This window comes from Salininema proteolyticum, assembly GCF_042685645.1.
GTDB classification, from domain to species: Bacteria; Actinomycetota; Actinomycetes; order Mycobacteriales; family Micromonosporaceae; genus Salininema; species Salininema proteolyticum.
Map to the genome: position 1 here is coordinate 317,169 of NZ_JBHUNX010000001.1, position 16,064 is coordinate 333,232.

Annotated in this window: 18 protein-coding genes; 14 read left to right on the forward strand and 4 right to left on the reverse strand. The window is 69.0% G+C overall.

The window, feature by feature from the left end:
- Window positions 1-203 precede the first annotated feature (203 nt).
- Together groES and groL are read left to right on the forward strand one after the other, a co-directional pair.
- Entirely contained in the window at window positions 204-503 is a 300-nt protein-coding gene (gene groES / locus ACFTE1_RS01415) for a co-chaperone GroES (protein ID WP_380620114.1), read from the forward strand.
- A 90-nt stretch (window positions 504-593) separates the two neighbouring features.
- Complete coding sequence (gene groL, locus ACFTE1_RS01420; RefSeq protein ID WP_380620116.1) at window positions 594-2,207, forward strand: chaperonin GroEL; 1,614 nt, start codon at window positions 594-596, stop codon at window positions 2,205-2,207.
- Window positions 2,208-2,285: 78 nt separating this feature from the next.
- Here groL and ACFTE1_RS01425 read toward each other — a convergent pair whose 3' ends face one another.
- Window positions 2,286-2,417, reverse strand: a complete 132-nt coding sequence (locus tag ACFTE1_RS01425) for a hypothetical protein (RefSeq protein WP_380620119.1) — start codon at window positions 2,415-2,417, stop codon at window positions 2,286-2,288.
- Window positions 2,418-2,539: 122 nt separating this feature from the next.
- Between ACFTE1_RS01425 and ACFTE1_RS01430 the strand changes: the two genes are divergently transcribed.
- Window positions 2,540-3,826, forward strand: a complete 1,287-nt coding sequence (locus tag ACFTE1_RS01430) for a DUF4073 domain-containing protein (RefSeq protein WP_380620122.1) — start codon at window positions 2,540-2,542, stop codon at window positions 3,824-3,826.
- A gap of 229 nt (window positions 3,827-4,055) precedes the next feature.
- Here ACFTE1_RS01430 and ACFTE1_RS01435 read toward each other — a convergent pair whose 3' ends face one another.
- On the reverse strand, window positions 4,056-4,289 hold the full coding sequence (locus ACFTE1_RS01435) for an SCO4848 family membrane protein (RefSeq protein WP_380620505.1): 234 nt from the start codon (window positions 4,287-4,289) through the stop codon (window positions 4,056-4,058).
- A 140-nt stretch (window positions 4,290-4,429) separates the two neighbouring features.
- Here ACFTE1_RS01435 and ACFTE1_RS01440 point away from each other — a divergent pair, with 140 nt between their 5' ends.
- Both ACFTE1_RS01440 and ACFTE1_RS01445 read left to right on the forward strand, forming a co-directional pair.
- Entirely contained in the window at window positions 4,430-5,212 is a 783-nt protein-coding gene (locus ACFTE1_RS01440; RefSeq protein ID WP_380620124.1) for a tryptophan 2,3-dioxygenase, read from the forward strand.
- Window positions 5,209-6,399 carry an aminotransferase class V-fold PLP-dependent enzyme gene (locus ACFTE1_RS01445; RefSeq protein WP_380620127.1) on the forward strand — a complete coding sequence of 397 codons (1,191 nt, stop codon included), beginning with the start codon at window positions 5,209-5,211 and terminating at the stop codon, window positions 6,397-6,399. Before ACFTE1_RS01440 ends, ACFTE1_RS01445 begins: the two co-directional genes overlap by 4 nt.
- Before the next feature lie 65 nt (window positions 6,400-6,464).
- Here ACFTE1_RS01445 and ACFTE1_RS01450 read toward each other — a convergent pair whose 3' ends face one another.
- Window positions 6,465-6,734 carry a hypothetical protein gene (locus tag ACFTE1_RS01450; protein ID WP_380620129.1) on the reverse strand — a complete coding sequence of 90 codons (270 nt, stop codon included), beginning with the start codon at window positions 6,732-6,734 and terminating at the stop codon, window positions 6,465-6,467.
- A 163-nt stretch (window positions 6,735-6,897) separates the two neighbouring features.
- Here ACFTE1_RS01450 and ACFTE1_RS01455 point away from each other — a divergent pair, with 163 nt between their 5' ends.
- The 3 genes from ACFTE1_RS01455 to ACFTE1_RS01465 all read left to right on the forward strand — a co-directional run bounded on the left by ACFTE1_RS01455 (window position 6,898) and on the right by ACFTE1_RS01465 (window position 9,170).
- On the forward strand, window positions 6,898-7,530 hold the full coding sequence (locus tag ACFTE1_RS01455) for a GNAT family N-acetyltransferase (RefSeq protein ID WP_380620132.1): 633 nt from the start codon (window positions 6,898-6,900) through the stop codon (window positions 7,528-7,530).
- Between the two features lie 77 nt (window positions 7,531-7,607).
- Complete coding sequence (locus ACFTE1_RS01460; protein WP_380620135.1) at window positions 7,608-8,048, forward strand: RrF2 family transcriptional regulator; 441 nt, start codon at window positions 7,608-7,610, stop codon at window positions 8,046-8,048.
- Window positions 8,049-8,267: 219 nt separating this feature from the next.
- Entirely contained in the window at window positions 8,268-9,170 is a 903-nt protein-coding gene (locus ACFTE1_RS01465) for a serine protein kinase RIO (protein WP_380620137.1), read from the forward strand.
- A gap of 195 nt (window positions 9,171-9,365) precedes the next feature.
- Here ACFTE1_RS01465 and ACFTE1_RS01470 read toward each other — a convergent pair whose 3' ends face one another.
- A complete protein-coding gene (locus ACFTE1_RS01470; RefSeq protein WP_380620140.1) occupies window positions 9,366-10,130 on the reverse strand; it encodes a TetR/AcrR family transcriptional regulator in 765 nt (254 codons plus the stop codon).
- A 99-nt stretch (window positions 10,131-10,229) separates the two neighbouring features.
- Between ACFTE1_RS01470 and ACFTE1_RS01475 the strand changes: the two genes are divergently transcribed.
- The 6 genes from ACFTE1_RS01475 to ACFTE1_RS01500 all read left to right on the forward strand — a co-directional run bounded on the left by ACFTE1_RS01475 (window position 10,230) and on the right by ACFTE1_RS01500 (window position 16,064).
- Entirely contained in the window at window positions 10,230-11,168 is a 939-nt protein-coding gene (locus tag ACFTE1_RS01475; RefSeq protein WP_380620143.1) for an ATP-binding cassette domain-containing protein, read from the forward strand.
- Entirely contained in the window at window positions 11,165-12,001 is an 837-nt protein-coding gene (locus ACFTE1_RS01480) for an ABC transporter permease (protein ID WP_380620145.1), read from the forward strand. Before ACFTE1_RS01475 ends, ACFTE1_RS01480 begins: the two co-directional genes overlap by 4 nt.
- A 144-nt stretch (window positions 12,002-12,145) precedes the next feature.
- Window positions 12,146-12,958 carry an ABC transporter substrate-binding protein gene (locus ACFTE1_RS01485; RefSeq protein WP_380620148.1) on the forward strand — a complete coding sequence of 271 codons (813 nt, stop codon included), beginning with the start codon at window positions 12,146-12,148 and terminating at the stop codon, window positions 12,956-12,958.
- 2 nt (window positions 12,959-12,960) lie between these two features.
- Window positions 12,961-13,776, forward strand: coding sequence for an amino acid ABC transporter permease (locus ACFTE1_RS01490; protein WP_380620150.1), 816 nt, complete (start codon window positions 12,961-12,963; stop codon window positions 13,774-13,776).
- On the forward strand, window positions 13,776-14,513 hold the full coding sequence (locus tag ACFTE1_RS01495; RefSeq protein WP_380620153.1) for an amino acid ABC transporter ATP-binding protein: 738 nt from the start codon (window positions 13,776-13,778) through the stop codon (window positions 14,511-14,513). The genes ACFTE1_RS01490 and ACFTE1_RS01495 overlap by 1 nt, the downstream gene beginning before the upstream one ends.
- Before the next feature lie 210 nt (window positions 14,514-14,723).
- Window positions 14,724-16,064, forward strand: a complete 1,341-nt coding sequence (locus ACFTE1_RS01500; protein ID WP_380620155.1) for a family 2B encapsulin nanocompartment shell protein — start codon at window positions 14,724-14,726, stop codon at window positions 16,062-16,064.

Below are 16,064 nucleotides of genomic sequence, written 5' to 3' on the forward strand. Positions count from 1 at the left end.
GTCTCTACCAGTGGAAACAATACAATAATTAGCACTCGTGACGTGAGATTGCCAGCCGACTGGACGGTCTTGGCACTCTCGGTGGTAGAGTGCTAATGGAGGCGGTGACGCCGCCTCCGCACCAGCCACTACGGCCTTGGCACCGCGACGACAAGGCCGGTGAACGTGGCGGCTAGCAATCCAGTTCAAGTTTGGAGAAACGCATGAGCAAGGCTGCCATCAAGCCGCTGGGTGACCGCATCGTCGTCCAGCCGAGCGAGGCCGAGACCACCACCGCCTCGGGCATCGTCATCCCCGACTCCGCCAAGGAGAAGCCCCAGGAGGGCACCGTCCTGGCGGTCGGCCCGGGCAACGTGGACGACAAGGGCAACCGCATCCCCGTCGACGTGAACGTCGGCGACGTGGTCATCTACTCCAAGTACGGCGGCACCGAGATCAAGCACGCCGACGAGGAGTACCTCGTCCTCTCCTCGCGCGACGTCCTCGCGATCGTCGAGAAGTAAGCACCCAGGGCCTTGCCTCGCCGCAGGGCCCTCAGTGCATTCTTCCCGTCAGTGCTTTTTTAAAGTCAGTGCTTTTCTAAGGAAAGAGACATGGCCAAAGAACTCTCATTCTCCGACCACGCGCGGAAGCACCTTCTCCAGGGCGTCGACGAGCTCGCCGACACCGTCAAGGTCACCCTTGGACCCAAGGGCCGCAACGTCGTCATCGAGAAGAGCTTCGGTTCCCCGGTGATCACCAACGACGGCGTGACCATCGCCAAGGAGATCGAGCTGGAGAACCCCGAGACCAACCTGGGCTCCCAGCTGGTCAAGGAAGTCGCCACCAAGACCAACGACGTCGCCGGCGACGGAACCACGACCGCCACCGTCCTCGCTCAGAGCATGGCCCACGTCGGCGTCAAGGCCGTCACCGCCGGGGGCAACCCGATCGCCATCCGCCGCGGGATCGACAAGGCCGCGACCGCCGTCTCCGACGCGCTGCTGTCCAAGGCCATCGAGATCAACGGCCACGAGCACATCCAGCAGGCCGCCGCGATCAGCGCCCAGGACGACACCATCGGCGAGCTGATCGCCAACGCGATGGACACCGTCGGCACCGAGGGCGTCATCTCGATCGAGGACGGCTCCTCGCTGGAGACCGAGCTCGAGGTCACCGAGGGCATGCAGTTCGACAAGGGGTACATCTCCCCGAACTTCATCACCGACCAGGAGTCCCGCAAGGTCGAGTACGAGGACCCCTACATCCTCGTCACCAACGCGAAGGTCTCCGTCATCGAGGACCTCCTCCCGATCCTGGAGAAGGTCGTCAACGAGTCCAAGCCGCTGGTCATCATCGCCGAGGACGTCGAGGGCCAGGCCCTGGCGACCCTCTCGGTGAACGCCCTGCGCGGCACCGTCAAGGTCGCCGCCGTCAAGGCCCCGGCCTTCGGCGACCGCCGCAAGGCCATGCTCGGCGACATCGCCGCGCTCACCGGCGCCGAGGTCGTCTCCTCCGAGGTCGGCCTCGACCTCAAGCAGGTCGAGCTGTCGCAGCTGGGCTCCGCCCGCCGCGTCACCATCACCAAGGACGAGACGACGATCGTCGACGGAGCCGGCGAGAAGGCCGCCGTGGACGCGCGCGTCGAGCAGATCAAGGTGCAGATCCAGCAGACCGACTCCTCGTGGGACCGCGAGAAGCTCGAGGAGCGTCTGGCGAAGCTGGCCGGCGGCGTGGCCGTCATCAAGGTCGGCGGCGCCACCGAGGTCGAGCAGAAGGAGCGCAAGCACCGCATCGAGGACGCGGTCAACGCGACCAAGGCCGCGGCCGAGGAGGGCATCATCGCCGGCGGCGGAGCCGCCCTGCTGCACGCCCTTCCGGCGCTCGAGGACGTCAAGGCCGAGGACTCCGACGAGAAGCTCGGCGTGGACATCGTCCGCGACGCCCTGTTCGAGCCGGTCCGCCGCATCGCCCTCAACGCGGGCGAGAAGGGCGACGTCGTGGCCGCCAAGGTCGCCGAGCTCGGCGACCGCGAGGGCTTCAACGCCGCCACCGGCGAGTACGGCGACCTGGTCGCCCAGGGCGTCATCGACCCGGTGAAGGTCACGCGCAACGCGCTGCTGAACGCCGCCTCGATCGTCGGCATGCTGCTGACCACCGAGGTCACGGTCGTCGACAAGCCCGAGGAAGAGGAAGAGGACGCGCACGGCCACGGCCACGCGCACTAGCGCCTTTCCCTCTCGCAGAGCGAGGGCCGGGGCCGCGAGGAGGATCCTCCTCGCGGCCCCGGCCCTTTCCGTTCCGCGTCAGGCGCGGTAGATTTCCCGGCCGCAGAAGCAGTCGTCATCGCTGCCGGTCTCGCCCTCGTCGAGGCGGACGACGAACTTGTAGGCGGCGTCCTCCGTCGGTGACGAGGCGATCATTTGTACGCATCTCATGGATTCATCATGCGTTCTTCATGTGACGCAGAGAATTTCGTGCGCCGTTCGCCTGCGGGACAGCCCGCGGCAAGGAGCGCGGCCTAATCTCCGTCTTGACCCACGAGACAGGAGAGAATCCCATGCGCGACAAGTCCCCCGGCGGCTCGGCCGTGAGCCGGCGCGGCTTCCTGACCACCGTCACCGGCGCCGCCCTCGCGACGACCGGCGTCATGACCCTGACCGGCCGGAAAGCCCACGCCGCCCCCTCCGCCGAGCCCGCCGCCCGCCTCGACGTCATCTCCGACGTGCAGGGCGACCTGGCCGACTTCCGCACCACCCTCGACCACCTGAGCGGTCTCGGCACCGCCGACGCGCTGGTCGTCAACGGCGACCTCGTCCCCAACGGCTACGAGTCCCAGTACGAGGCCTACTTCGCGGCTCTGGACTCCCGCCCGCACCCCGACCGCGTCATCTCCGTGTTCGGCAACCACGAGCAGTACAACGACGACCCCTTCGACACCCAGGTGCGGCGGTTCCTCGACTGGACCGGGATGCCCGACGTCTACAGCGAACAAGTCGTGGGCGGCATCCCCGTGCTGCCCATCGGCACCACGCGGCCGCGCGAGTCCAACGGCGGCCGGTTCGTCACCATGGGGGAGGCCCAGCTCGGCTGGCTCGAGTCCCGCCTGAACCACTACTCCGGCACCGGCAAGCCCGTCTTCATCTGCTCCCACCACGTCCTGCCCGGCACCGTCTCCGGCTCGGTGGGAGAGGACCGGGCCTCGTTCTACGACCAGGACTTCATCGACGAGACCGAGCTGCTGACCGTACTCGGCGCGCACCCCAACGTCGTGTTCTTCTCCGGGCACACGCACTGGGACCTCAACCGCGACGACTGGGCGGCCAAGAAGATCGTCGACGGAGGGGACCCCCGCGGCTTCACCGTCGTCAACACCGGCTTCGTGCAGACCCTCTACGGCCCCGACGGCAACGGCGGCGAGGTCGGCCTGGACGGTGGTGCGGCCCAGGGGCTGAGGGTGGAGGTCGACGCCGACGGCTCCGTCCTGGTCCAGGCCCGCGACCTCAAGGAGGACGGACTCATCAAGACCCTCGCCATTCCCGCGCCCGGCACCGGGGTGGAGGCTCCGCAGTGGGAGCACCGTGTGGGCTACGAGGCGGGCGACGTGGTCCGCTACGAGGGCGCGCTGTGGACGGCGCGCTGGTGGAACCGCAATGAGAAGCCCCGCGACAAGTCCGGGAACGCCTGGGTGCTGCTCGGCGAGGGCGCCGCGCCGGCCTGGGACCCCGACCGGGTCTACCAGGGCGGCGACGTGGTCGTCGCGGACAACGTCCGCTGGATCGCCCGGCACTGGAACGAGGGCGAGGCCCCCGGTGCAACACGGGCGTGGGCCGCGATCTCGGTTTGAGGATGGTTCTCTTCATCGGGCCGTCCGAGCGGTGCCCCGGCACCGCACGGGATCGGGCGGCCGACTCGGTTCGGGCAGCGCGCACCGCATTCTTCGAGCTCTCGGGCCACCGTGGGCTCTTTAGGAAGCGCGGCTAGGCGGCCGGCTCGGTCTGAGCCGCGCGCACCGTACTCTTCATTCCCGCGGGCCGTCGGAGCGGGGATTCCGGCGGACCTTCCCCGCCGGGAGGTCAGCCCTTCCGCAGGGCCCGCAGGCCCCGGAACCCGATGACCCCGATGGCGGTGCCGAGGAGGAACGACGTGACCGCCAAGACCAGGTGCACCCAGAAGTACGGCGTCGGGTCGCCCGCCGAGTCGAACGCCAGTCCGGAGGCGTCCTCGGTCAGGTTCACCGTGAAGGTGATCCACAGGTACCAGCTGAAGGCGCCGAAAAGCAGCAGGAACCAGGAGATGCCGCGCCCCATGACGAGGCCCTTGCGTTCGCTCATGGCCCCATACTCGCAACCGGTCCGCGGGCGCGGGACCCGCCCCGCGGTCATTGTGCACTCGCGTTCCCGTCAGATGGGACGACGGTAACGGTTCGATAACGTGTATAACTAAGACTATGACCGACCTTGAAAAGCCGCTCACCTACGGCTCCTACCTGGCGCTGGACGAGATCCTCTCGGCACAGCGGCCCCGCAGCGACGAGCACGACGAGCTGCTGTTCATCACCATCCACCAGGTGTACGAACTGTGGTTCCAGCAGCTGCTCCACGAGCTGGCCGAGGCCGGGCGCCGCATGGACGCCGGCGACACCCACCACGTCCTGCGCATCCTGCGCCGCAGCCTGGAGATCCTCAAGGTCGCCGTCACTCAGATCGACGTCCTCGAGACGATGACGCCCACGCAGTTCAACAGCTTCCGCTCCCGCCTGGACTCCTCCTCGGGCTTCCAGTCGGCGCAGTTCCGCGAGCTCGAGGCCATGCTGGGCCGCCGCGACCGCAAGGTCCTCGACTTCTACCCGAAGGGCGGGGGCGAGTACGAGCGCCTCGACGCGGCGCTGACCTCCCCGGGCCTGTGGGACCACTTCCTCACCTACCTCTCCGTCTCCGGCTACGACGTGCCGACCGACCGCGACGTCACCGTGCCCGTCGAGCCCGACGCCAAGGTCCAGGACGCGCTCTACGCCGTCTACCAGGACGACGGCGGGCCGAGCCTGGTCACCGAGCAGCTGGTCGACCTGGACGAGGGCTTCCAGGAGTGGCGCTACCGCCACGTCATGATGGTCATGCGCACCATCGGCGACAAGACCGGGACCGGCGGTTCCTCGGGGGTCGACTACCTGCGCTCGACGACGTTCCGCCCGTCGTTCCCGGACCTCTGGGCCGCCAGGAGCCGGCTGTGATCGACGCCGCCGCCCTGGCCCGCCACTACACGCGGTTCGGGGTGGCCGACCGTCTCCTGCTCACCGGCCACTCGCACCAGGCCTGGCCGGACGTCTCCCGCGAGGCCGTCCTGGCCGCCTGGGACGACGCCGCCCGGCACGTCGACGAGAAGTGGGACGCCGCCTTCGCCCGCGCCGAGCGGGCGCGCGGGCACCTGCGCGTGTGGCTGGACGATCCGGGCGGCGAGTTCGCCTTCGGCGCCAACACCCGCGAGCTACTGGCCCGCCTTCTGTCCGCTGTGGACCTGGAGGCCCGTCCGCACGTGGTCACGACCGACACCGAGTTCCACTCGGCGGCCCGCCAGTTCGACCGCCTGGCCGAGACCCGCACCGAGGTCTCCGTCGTTCCCGCCCAGCCGGTGGGGACGCTGGCCGAGCGCCTGGCCGAGGCCTGCCGCCCGGACACGGCGCTGGTCTACGCCTCGACGGTGCTCTTCAAGACCTCGCAGCGCGTTCCGCACCTCGACCGCCTCCTGGCCGGCGCCCGCGAGAAGGGCGCGGAGGTCCTCCTCGACGCCTACCACCACATCGGACCGGTCCGCTTCTCCGTCGGCGGGCTCGGCGTGGAGGAAGCCTGGATCACCGGCGGCGGCTATAAGTACCTCCAATGGGGAGAGGGCGTTTGCTACCTGCGACTCCCCGCGCACTCCGACGAGTTCCGGCCGGTGGACACGGGCTGGTACGCGACCTTCGGTGACCTCGCGGGGGAGCAGGACTCCGAGCGCGTGCCCTACGCCGACGGCGCGGCGCGCTGGGCCGGGTCGACCTACGACCCCACCTCCCACTACCGGGCGGCCGCCGTGGGGGACTTCTTCGCGGAGCAGGGGCTGACGCCCGAGGCGCTGGCGGAGAACTACCGGCGCCAGACCGGGCTGCTGATGGACTCCTTCGACGCCCTCGGGCTGCCCGACGACGTCGTGACGCGCGACCGGAGCCTGACCCCGGACCTGGTCGGGGGCTTTCTGGCCCTGGAGTCGCCCGTCGCGGAGAGGCTCCGGAACGGGCTCGCCGACAGGGGCGTCCTCACCGACTCGCGGGGCCGGTGGCTGCGGTTCGGGCCGGCGCCCTACCTGACCGACGACCAGTTGGAGAGGGCCGTGGCGGCGCTGGGGGAGGTGGCCGCCCAGGCGATCGCCTCCCATCGGTGACGGCTTGTGTCCCGGCACGCCGTCTCCGTCCTTTCGCGCGGCCGGAACGTCCGGCCGGGCCCGGGTCAGGAGCGGTTGTTGCGCTTCATCGCCACGAGGAGCGCGATTCCGGCTATCAGCGAGATCGCCGAGATTATGATCGCCAGGGTGTAGGGGGACCCGGTGCCGGTGAGCGTCTCGGAGTGGGGAGTGGTGTTCGGCTCCAGACGGGACGTCGGGTAGTCCGAAGGGCCGGCGTCGGCGGCGAACGCCGCACCGGGCAGGAGGACCGCTGCGACCACTGCGGAGGGGATCGGGGCGATCCGCCGCAGACGTCGAGAGGTGGTCGGTCTCATGGTTTCCTCGACTAGGGAGAATTCGTGGCGGGACTTCCCTAATGGTAGGTGTGAACGGAATGTTTCCCCTGGCGTGTTATGGAAACGGTATAAACCGTTATAGTAATGTTTTGGTTACTCTCAGATGCAAATTCTGGGCCGCGCTCGACAGCAGGGAGCTCCCATGACCGATTCTCCGATCAGGGTCCGGCCCGCCTCCGCGGGCGAGATCGACGCCGTCGCCTCCCTGTTCCGCCGGGCCGCGGCCGACGAGCCTTCGACGGCCTGGGTGCTGGGGACCCCCGATCCGACCCCGGAGCAGTTCGACGAGATATTCCCCCGCGAGATCATGGAGGACTCCCTGGAGCGCGAGGAGATCTGGGTCGCCGAGACGCCCGAGGGGCTCGGAGGCGCGGCACTGTGGTTCACAGTGGACTCCGTCGGCGAGGTCCGCGACGAGGCCGACGACATGTGCGAGACGGCCGAGGCCCTGGGGTCCCCCGTCCTCTCGCGCCTGGCCGAGATGATGTTGCTGACCTCCGCCGCCATGCCCGAGCGCGAGCCCTACCTCTTCCTCGACCTCATCGCCGTCGACCCCGCCGTGCGCGGCAGGGGCCTGGGCACCGATCTCGTCGAGCGGCGGCTGGCGGCCGACCCGCACCTGCCGGCCTATCTGGAGGCCAGTTCCGACGCGGCGGTGAGACTCTATGAGCGCCTTGGATTCCTGGCCGACGGCGACCCGGTGGAACTGCCCGGCGGCCCGCTTCTCCACCCGATGTGGTTGGAGGGCAAGCCACCCGTGACTACCCTGGGTTAGTCGGCGTTGTGCGACACGCCCGTCAACCCGGCGGTCGGAGGAGGCCGGACGCCCCGGTCGGGGTCTAGTATTCTCGTATGCGGCTGACTGCCTTCACCGACGTTTCCCTGCGCATCCTCCTCACCCTCGCGACCATCGAGCGCGACACCCCCACCACCCGCGAAGTGGCCGAAGCGGTGGCCGTCCCCTACACCCACGCGGCCAAAGCGGTGGCGAGACTCGGCGAGCTGGGGCTGGTGCACGCCAGGCGCGGCCGCGGGGGAGGGCTCCGGCTCACCGCCGAGGGACGGGAGGCGTCGGTCGGCTGGATCGTCCGCGAACTGGAGGGACCGGGCGACGTCGTCGGCTGTGAAGGCGACCCGCCCTGCCCGCTCAACGGCGACTGCGTCCTGAGGGGAGCCCTGGCCCGGGCCAAGGAGGCGTTCATGAGCTCCCTCGACCCGGTCACCATCGAGGGCCTGGCCGCCCCCCGAAAGGCCTCGGCGGGACGCGTTCCGCTGCAACTGACCAGGCGCTGAGGCCCCGGCCCCGCCTCCGCTCCGCTCTGCGGGAATTCCACGGAAATCCACTTGCGCACTTCCATGCCTTGTTCTAGACTCCCCCTTGACAAGGCAACCATCCGCCGAAGGAGGTCATAACGATGACTGTCACTGCCACGACACGTAATCGACAGGCTTACGACCATTCCGGCGGATCCGCAGAGGAACTCCGCCGGGCTATCCCGAGGAGCACCTCCCGTGGGCAAGAACCCGAAGACCGCTAAGAAGACCCCTACCGACCCCTTCTCCGCCGACGAGCACGCCTACTACGAGTCGCTGCGGACGTCCGAACCCGAACCGGTCCAGGACGACTCGCCGTTCGGCGGCGCCGACCGCTGGTCGATCTGGTACGACTCCGAGCCACTCCAGCGCGGCCCGGAACCGCACCCGGAATGGCTGGTCACCACGCACGGCGCGGTCGACTTCGAGCTGGGCGTCCTCAAGACCGGCAAAGAGGCCGACGTCGTCCTCCTGGAGAGGACGGACTTCGACACCGGCCGGAGCGTCCTGATGGCCTCGAAGCGCTACCGCACCGCGGAGCACAAGCTGTTCCACCGCTCGGCCGACTACACCGCCACCCGGCAGATGAAGAAGTCGCGCGACCAGCGCGCCCTGAACAAGCGCTCCGCCTTCGGCCGCCAGGTGGCGGCCACGCAGTGGGCCATGGCCGAGTTCGGGGCGCTCACGAAGTGCTACGAGGCCGGCCTGGCCGTGCCCTATCCCGTCCAGGTGCACGGCACCGAGCTGCTCATGGAGTTCATCGGCAACGGACGCGCGGCCGCCCCGCGCCTGGCCGAGGTCCGCGCCGACCGCGAACTCCTGCTGCACCTGTGGGACCAGGTCGTCCACAACCTCGACCTGCTGACCTCCGGCGGGCTGGCGCACGGCGACCTGTCGGCCTACAACATCGTCGTCGACGAGAACGACGACATCGTCCTGCTCGACCTCCCTCAGGTGGTCGACATCTACATGAACCCCAAGGGGTTCGAGTTCCTGGAGCGCGACGTGGCCAATATCGGCGCGTGGTTCGTCTCCAAGGGGCTCGACGAGGAGTACGTGGAGGACCTGCACAGGCTGGTCATGAAGATCGCCCTGCGCTAGGTGGTCGCCTCCTGTCGGTGGTGACCGCGGAATCGTGTCCCAGCGCGCCGTCTCCGCCCTCTCGCGCGGTCGGACGTCCGCCGGGACGCCTCGACCACGCGAAAGAACAGATCTGACGCACTGGGACACGATTCCGCTCCTTGCGTAGAACGCCGGGTCGCCGCCGACGCTCCGCGCGGCGCCGACGGGAAACGTTCATCCAGGCCTCCGGGCCCCCTCGATCCGGGGGGCGAGCCCGTCCAGGAGCGCCTTCAGGGCGTACTCCAGGGCGGGCTCGGCGGTCGTGGACCAGGCGCTGTCGTCCTCCAAGCGGCCGACGTGCTCGAACCGGCCCGACTCCCAGGCCATGGTGAGGTAGGGCTCGTTGACCTCCCACCACTCCTCCTCGGTCGTCTGCGCCTCCCGGTCGCCGACGGGGTCCGCCCAGCGGTAGCTGCCGGCCGTGCCCGTGGCGAGGTCGATGACCGCCACGATGATCATGTTGATCTCCGCCTCCGGCAGGTCGCAGTCGGCGAAGGCCGACAGGGCGAAGTCGAATCCGGCCAGGCTGCGGGGGCCGAAGACCGGGCGGCGCTGCACGAGGTCGAGGAGCCAGGGGTGGCGCTGCGCCTGTTCGAGCATGCCCCGTCCCAGGGTCTCGAGGGTCTCCCTCCACCCCAGGGTGTTCGTGTCCGGGTACTCGTCCAGGGGCGTGGCGACGTGCTCCACCATGAGGTCGATGAGCTCGGCCTTGCTCGGCACGTGCCGGTAGAGGCTCATCGGACCCACCCCGAGCTCAGCGGCGATGGCGCGCATGGAGAGCGCCTCGATGCCGTGCTCGTCCGCCTGCCGCACCGCCGTGTCGAGGATGTCGTCCACGGTGAACTTGGGCTTCGGGCCCGGCCTGGACGGCTTCTCGTACCAGTCCCTCCACAGCAGCTCGAGGGTCTTCTTCGGATCTCCCGCACCTGTCCTTCTCATCGCCGTCAAGACTACCGGCCCCCTCGGTTTGCAATCTGCGTTCATCGTACGCTATTATTCTGCGTACGATGTACTCGATTATCTCAGGGAGGTCCGGCCATGCCGACCACCATCGAGGCCTCCGGTCTGCGGAAGGCCTATAAGAAGAACACCGCCCTGGAGGGGCTCGACCTCAGCGTCGAGTCCGGCACCGTCCACGGCCTCCTGGGGCCCAACGGGGCGGGGAAGACCACCACCGTCCGCATCCTCTCCACCCTCCTGCGCTTCGACTCCGGCACCGCCCTCGTGGCGGGGTGCGACGTCGCGAAGGACCCGCGCCGCGTCCGCTTCAACTTCGGGCTAACCGGCCAGGTCACGACCCTCGACGAGATCCTCACCGCACGCGAGAACCTCGTCTTCTTCGGCAAACTCTTCCACCTCTCCAAGGCCGACGCCCGCGTCCGGGCCGCCGAGCTGCTGGACTACTTCGGCCTGGACGACGCGGCCGACCGGCCCCCGAAGACGTACTCCGGGGGCATGCGGCGCCGGCTCGACCTGGCCGCGTCGATGATCCGCGCGCCCAAGGTCCTCTTCCTCGACGAGCCCACCACCGGGCTCGACCCCGCGGGCAGGCGCGAAGTCTGGTCTGCCGTCGAGCGTCTCGCCGACGGGGGCACCACCGTCCTGCTCACCACCCACTACCTCGACGAGGCCGACCGCCTCTGCGACCGGATCACCGTCGTCGACCATGGCCGCAAGATCGCCGAGGACAGCCCCGCCGGGCTCAAGCGCGAGATCGGCGGCGAGCGCCTCGAACTGGTCGCCGACGAGCCGGCCGACCTCGACGTGCTGGCCGCGATCATGCGCTCGCGCACGGGGACGGAAGTCACGGTCGAGGCCGAGGCGCTGCGGCTGTCGGTCCCCGCGCCCGATCCGGTCGGCGCGCTCACCGCCGTGGCGGGGGACCTGCGCGACAAGGACATCGCGGTCGCGGACATGGGGCTGCGCCGCCCGACCCTCGACGAGGCCTTCCTGTCTCTCACGAAAGGACTCTCATGACCACTCTCGACTCCGCCCCTCCCGAGGGGATCGCCCGACGCCTGCGCTGGACCCTGCGCGACTACTGGTCGCTGGTGAGCCTGGAGTTCACGCACTTCATCCGCCGGCCCGGCAATATCGCCTGGCAGCTGGGCACGCCGATCGTCATGGTCCTCATGTTCGTCTACGTCTTCGGCTCGGCCATGGACGTCACCGGCGCCGGCGCCGGGGTGGACTACGTCGCCTACGCCATGCCGGGCATGTTCACCCTCTCGATCGCCTTCGGGTTCACCAACACCGCCTACGCGGTGGCGATGCTCAAGGAGAAGGGCTTCATCGACCGCGTGCGCGCCATGCCCATGGCCTCCAGTGCGGTCGTGGTCGGGCGGGCCCTGGGGGACACGATCACGTCGGTCATCGACCTTGTGGTCCTGGCCGGCATCGCCCTGGCCATCGGCTGGCGTTCGGACGGCACTCCCATGGCGACGATCGCCGCGTTCGGCCTGCTGCTCCTGCTCCGCTTCTCGCTGATCTGGGTGGGCGTCTGGCTCGGGCTGCTGGTGAAGAACACCGAGTCGGCCGGGAGCCTCTTCGCGGTGGCCTTCCCGGTCGCCATGGTCTCCAGCGTCTTCACTCCCACCGAGCTCATGCCCGGCTGGCTGGGGGCGATCGCCGAGTGGAACCCGGTCTCGGCCACCGCGACGGCCATCCGGGAGCTGTTCGGCAACCCGGCGCCGGTCGGGACGGCCTGGCCGGAGGCCAACGCGATCGTCGCCGCCGTCCTCTTCCCGATCTTGGTCACAGCCATCTTCGCGCCCTTGGCCGTGCGTCGATTCATCGATCTCAGCAGGTAGGAAAGCGGGCCTTCGGGACAGAAGGCCCGTCTACTTCGAGAAACGCCGATCTTCGTTACCGTTTTGAGATCGCTCCGACCATTGTATTGTGACCCGCCCCTGGGAAAGATGGATCACACTCGTATTCAATCGGAGGAGAATCCAATGGCAAGAGCTGTCCGACTCGTGAGCCTGGCCGCCGCCGGAACCCTGGCGCTGGCCGGGTGCGGCCAAGACGATGGACCCACCACCACCGACAACGGCTACACCCTGGACCTTGTCAACCAGAACAAGCTGACGGTCTGCACGAACCTGCCCTACGTTCCCTTCCAGTACCGCGACGACAACGGCGACGAGGTCGGGTTCGACGTCGACCTCATGGACCTCGCCGCCGACGAGATCGGCGTCGACCAGGAGATCGTCGACATCAAGTTCGACTCCATCAAGTCCGGCGCCGCCATGGCCGGCGGATCCTGCGACGTCGCCGCCGCCGGCATCACCATCACCGAGGAGCGCGAGGAGAACATCACCTTCTCCTCCCCTTACTTCGACGAGGTCCTCGGATTCATGAGCCCCGCCGGGGAGCCCGTCGAGACCATCGAGCAGGTCAAGGACGAGGGCCTCACCCTCGGTGTCCAGGCCGGCACCACGAGCCTCGACCTCGCCCTCGACGCCGGCCTCGACCCCGTCCAGTTCGAGGACTCCGGCAAGCAGCAGCAGGCGATCAAGTCCGGCACCGTCGACGTGATCCTCCAGGACCTCCCGGTCATCTCCGAGTGGATGGAGACCGACGAGACGCTCGCCGCCGACTTCGAGCAGGGCGGCGTCGTGGAGACCGGGTTCCAGTACGGCTTCGCGTTCAAGAAGGACGCCGAGCAGGAACTGGTCGACGCCGTCGACAAGGCCATCGCCGACGCCCGCGAGTCCGGTGAGTACGACGAGATCTACGAGCGGTGGTTCGGGAGCGCTCCGAAGTAGCCATGAGCGAACATCGCGTCCACCCGGGACTCAGTCCCCGGCACAAGCAAAGCATCGGCCAGGGCGTCCAGTACACGGTCCTCGTGGGGATCGCCCTGGCGCTCTTCCTGGCCGCCGACTGGGCCTCGCTGCGGGAGCAGTTCCTCAACCTGGAGATTGCCGAGCAGCTCTTTCCCGAACTGATCACCGTCGCCCTGGTCAACACCGTCATCTACACCGCCTCCGGCTACGTCGTGGGCTTCGTCCTCGGACTGGTCCTCGCCGTCATGCAGCTCTCCTCCGTGGCGGCGAACCGGTGGCTGTCCAAGGTGTACGTGGAGGTCTTCCGCGGCCTGCCCGCCATCCTGGTCTTCCTCGTCCTCGCCTTCGGCATACCGACCGCGTTCCCCGGGTTCCAGTACCCCATGGGCACGTACGGGACCGTGGCGATCGGCCTCGGGCTCGTCGCGGCGGCCTACCTCGCCGAGACGTTCCGCGCCGGCATCCAGGCCGTCCCCAAGGGGCAGATGGAGGCCGCCCGGTCGCTCGGCATGGGGTACACCCGCGCCATGGTCACCGTCGTGATCCCGCAGGCGATCCGGATCGTCATCCCGCCGCTGACCAACGAGTTCATCCTGCTGGCCAAGGACTCCTCCCTCGTGTACGTCATGGGCGTGACCCTGGCGACCGCCGAGCTCACCAAGTTCGGCTCCGACATGGCCACGCGGCTGTCCAACTCCACGCCGCTGATCGTCGCCGGCGCGGCCTACCTACTCATCACCATCCCGCTCAGCCTCATCGTCCGCCGACTCGAGGCCCGACAGCTGAAGGCGCGCTGATGCCCAAGCAAGTAGAGCTCCACGACCTGCACAAGCACTTCGGCAAGCTGGAAGTGCTCCAAGGCATCGACCTCACCGTCGAGCGCGGCGAGGTCGTCTGCGTCATCGGACCCTCCGGATCCGGCAAGTCGACGCTGCTGCGCTGCGTCAACCTGTTGGAGAAGCCGACGAGGGGCAAGATCGTCGTCGACGACTTCGACCTCACCCACCGCGACGCGAACCTCGACCTCGCCAGGCGCTCCATCGGCATGGTGTTCCAGCAGTTCAACCTGTTCCCGCACATGACCGTGTTGGAGAACGTCACCGTGGCGCAGCGCAAGGTCCTGAAGCGCGGCGCCGCCGAGGCCGAGCGGACCGCCCTCGATCAGCTCGAGAAGGTCGGCGTGGCGGAGAAGGCCGCCCAGTATCCCTCCAAGCTCTCCGGCGGGCAGCAGCAGCGCGTCGCCATAGCCAGGGCGCTCGCCATGGAGCCGGACCTCATGCTCTTCGACGAGCCCACCTCGGCGCTCGACCCCGAGCTGGTCGGCGAGGTCCTTCGCGTCATGCGCCGGCTCGCCGACGAGGGGATGACGATGATCGTCGTGACCCACGAGATGGCCTTCGCCAAGGAGGTCGCCGACCGGGTGATCTTCATGGACGGCGGCGTCATCGTCGAACAGGGGCCGCCGCGCGAGGTCCTCGAGGACCCGCGGACCGACCGCGCCAAGTCGTTCCTCCAGCGGGTGCTGGAGGTCTGAGCGGAGGCCCCGCGCGACACGCGCGGCGGCTACAACCGGCCGGACACCACCGCGGGGCGCCGGACCACCAGCTGGTCCGGCGCCCTTTTTACGTCAACGTAATAGACGCTTTGCGCGACACGGCGTGCCGCCATTCCCGCAACGCCGGGACACGGGCCGATTCGGTGTTAGCTTTCCCCTGACCCGTCTCGCCGACCCGAAGGACAGGCCATGGCACTCAGCACAGCCGCCGCCCGACTCCTCGCCACGACCACCAAGACCGTCCCCCAGAATCGCGAGCGCACCTCGCTGTGGCTCATGCGCGGACTGCCGTGGGTCGCGACCGACGGAGCCGTCTACCGCGTCAACCGCCGACTCGCCTACCCCGCCCCCACCGGCCGCCTCGACTTCATCACCAACGGCTCGACCACCCTCCTCCCGCAGTCCCTCGCCACCATCCCGGCCTTCCGCGGACTGCCCGTCGACCTTCTCGCCGAGATCGCCGCGGCCTTCGCCCCCCGCCCCTTCGACGCCGGCGACACCCTCCTGACCCACTCCGAACCCCTCGACAGCCTCACCGTCCTCGCCCACGGCAAGGCCGCCCTCACCCGCCCCGGCCCCTACCGGGACCTCGAGACCGACCGCGTCCACGAGGGAACCCCCCTCGGGCTCAAGCCCTTCCTCCTCCACGGAGACAGCCCCTCCACCGTCACCGCCACCACCTCCGGCACCGCCCTCTCCCTCACCCGCGCCGACTTCGATGACCTCCAGGAGCGCCACCCCGCCGTCCGGCGAGCCGTCCAGGCCTACCTCGCCGTCCTCTCCTCACCGCAGACCAAGAAGGGCGAGAAGGAGATCGACGTCCTCCGCGGCCACACCGGCGAGCCCGTCCTCCCGCGGACCTACGTCGACTACGACCCCAGTCCCCGCGAGTACGAGCTCTCGCCCGTCCAGACCGTCGTCCGCGTGCACACCCGCGTCTCCGACGTCTACAACGACCCCTACTCCCAGCTCGAGGAACAGCTCCGCCTGGCCACCGAGGCCGTCCTCGAACGCTCCGAGAAGGCCCTGCTCACCGACCGCTCCTACGGCCTCCTGCACAACGTCGACCCCTCCCAGCGCCTCCCGACCCGCACCGGACCGCCCACCCCCGACGACCTCGACGACCTCATCACCCGGCGCCGCGGCACCCGCATGATCGTCGCCCACCCCCGGGCGATCGCCGCCTTCCGGCGCGAACTCAACGCCTCCGGCCTCACCCCGCCCACCGCCACCGTCGACGGCGAAGTCCTCTCCACCTGGCGGGGCATCCCCCTCTACCCGTGCCCGCACGTGCCCGTCGACGACTCCGGCACGAGCCAGATCCTCGCCATGCGCACCGGAGAGAAGTCCCAGGGAGTCGTCGGCCTGCGGCCCAAGTCCCTCGACCACGAGCACTCGCCCGGCGTCTCCGTCCGACCCCTCGCGACCGACACCAAAGCGATCACGTCCTACCTCGTCACCGCCTACCTGTCCGCCGCCGTCCTCGTACCCGACGCCCTCGGCGTCCTCGACCGAGTCGCCACCCGATAG

Coding starts and splice junctions, on each gene's coding strand:
- groES (WP_380620114.1), top strand. CDS start 204: ATGAGCAAGGCTGCCATCAAGCCGCTGGGTGACCGCATCGTCGTCCAG.
- groL (WP_380620116.1), top strand. CDS start 594: ATGGCCAAAGAACTCTCATTCTCCGACCACGCGCGGAAGCACCTTCTC.
- ACFTE1_RS01425 (WP_380620119.1), bottom strand. CDS start 2,417: ATGAGATGCGTACAAATGATCGCCTCGTCACCGACGGAGGACGCCGCC.
- ACFTE1_RS01430 (WP_380620122.1), top strand. CDS start 2,540: ATGCGCGACAAGTCCCCCGGCGGCTCGGCCGTGAGCCGGCGCGGCTTC.
- ACFTE1_RS01435 (WP_380620505.1), bottom strand. CDS start 4,289: ATGGGGCGCGGCATCTCCTGGTTCCTGCTGCTTTTCGGCGCCTTCAGC.
- ACFTE1_RS01440 (WP_380620124.1), top strand. CDS start 4,430: ATGACCGACCTTGAAAAGCCGCTCACCTACGGCTCCTACCTGGCGCTG.
- ACFTE1_RS01450 (WP_380620129.1), bottom strand. CDS start 6,734: ATGAGACCGACCACCTCTCGACGTCTGCGGCGGATCGCCCCGATCCCC.
- ACFTE1_RS01455 (WP_380620132.1), top strand. CDS start 6,898: ATGACCGATTCTCCGATCAGGGTCCGGCCCGCCTCCGCGGGCGAGATC.
- ACFTE1_RS01460 (WP_380620135.1), top strand. CDS start 7,608: ATGCGGCTGACTGCCTTCACCGACGTTTCCCTGCGCATCCTCCTCACC.
- ACFTE1_RS01470 (WP_380620140.1), bottom strand. CDS start 10,130: ATGAGAAGGACAGGTGCGGGAGATCCGAAGAAGACCCTCGAGCTGCTG.
- ACFTE1_RS01475 (WP_380620143.1), top strand. CDS start 10,230: ATGCCGACCACCATCGAGGCCTCCGGTCTGCGGAAGGCCTATAAGAAG.
- ACFTE1_RS01480 (WP_380620145.1), top strand. CDS start 11,165: ATGACCACTCTCGACTCCGCCCCTCCCGAGGGGATCGCCCGACGCCTG.
- ACFTE1_RS01485 (WP_380620148.1), top strand. CDS start 12,146: ATGGCAAGAGCTGTCCGACTCGTGAGCCTGGCCGCCGCCGGAACCCTG.
- ACFTE1_RS01490 (WP_380620150.1), top strand. CDS start 12,961: ATGAGCGAACATCGCGTCCACCCGGGACTCAGTCCCCGGCACAAGCAA.
- ACFTE1_RS01495 (WP_380620153.1), top strand. CDS start 13,776: ATGCCCAAGCAAGTAGAGCTCCACGACCTGCACAAGCACTTCGGCAAG.
- ACFTE1_RS01500 (WP_380620155.1), top strand. CDS start 14,724: ATGGCACTCAGCACAGCCGCCGCCCGACTCCTCGCCACGACCACCAAG.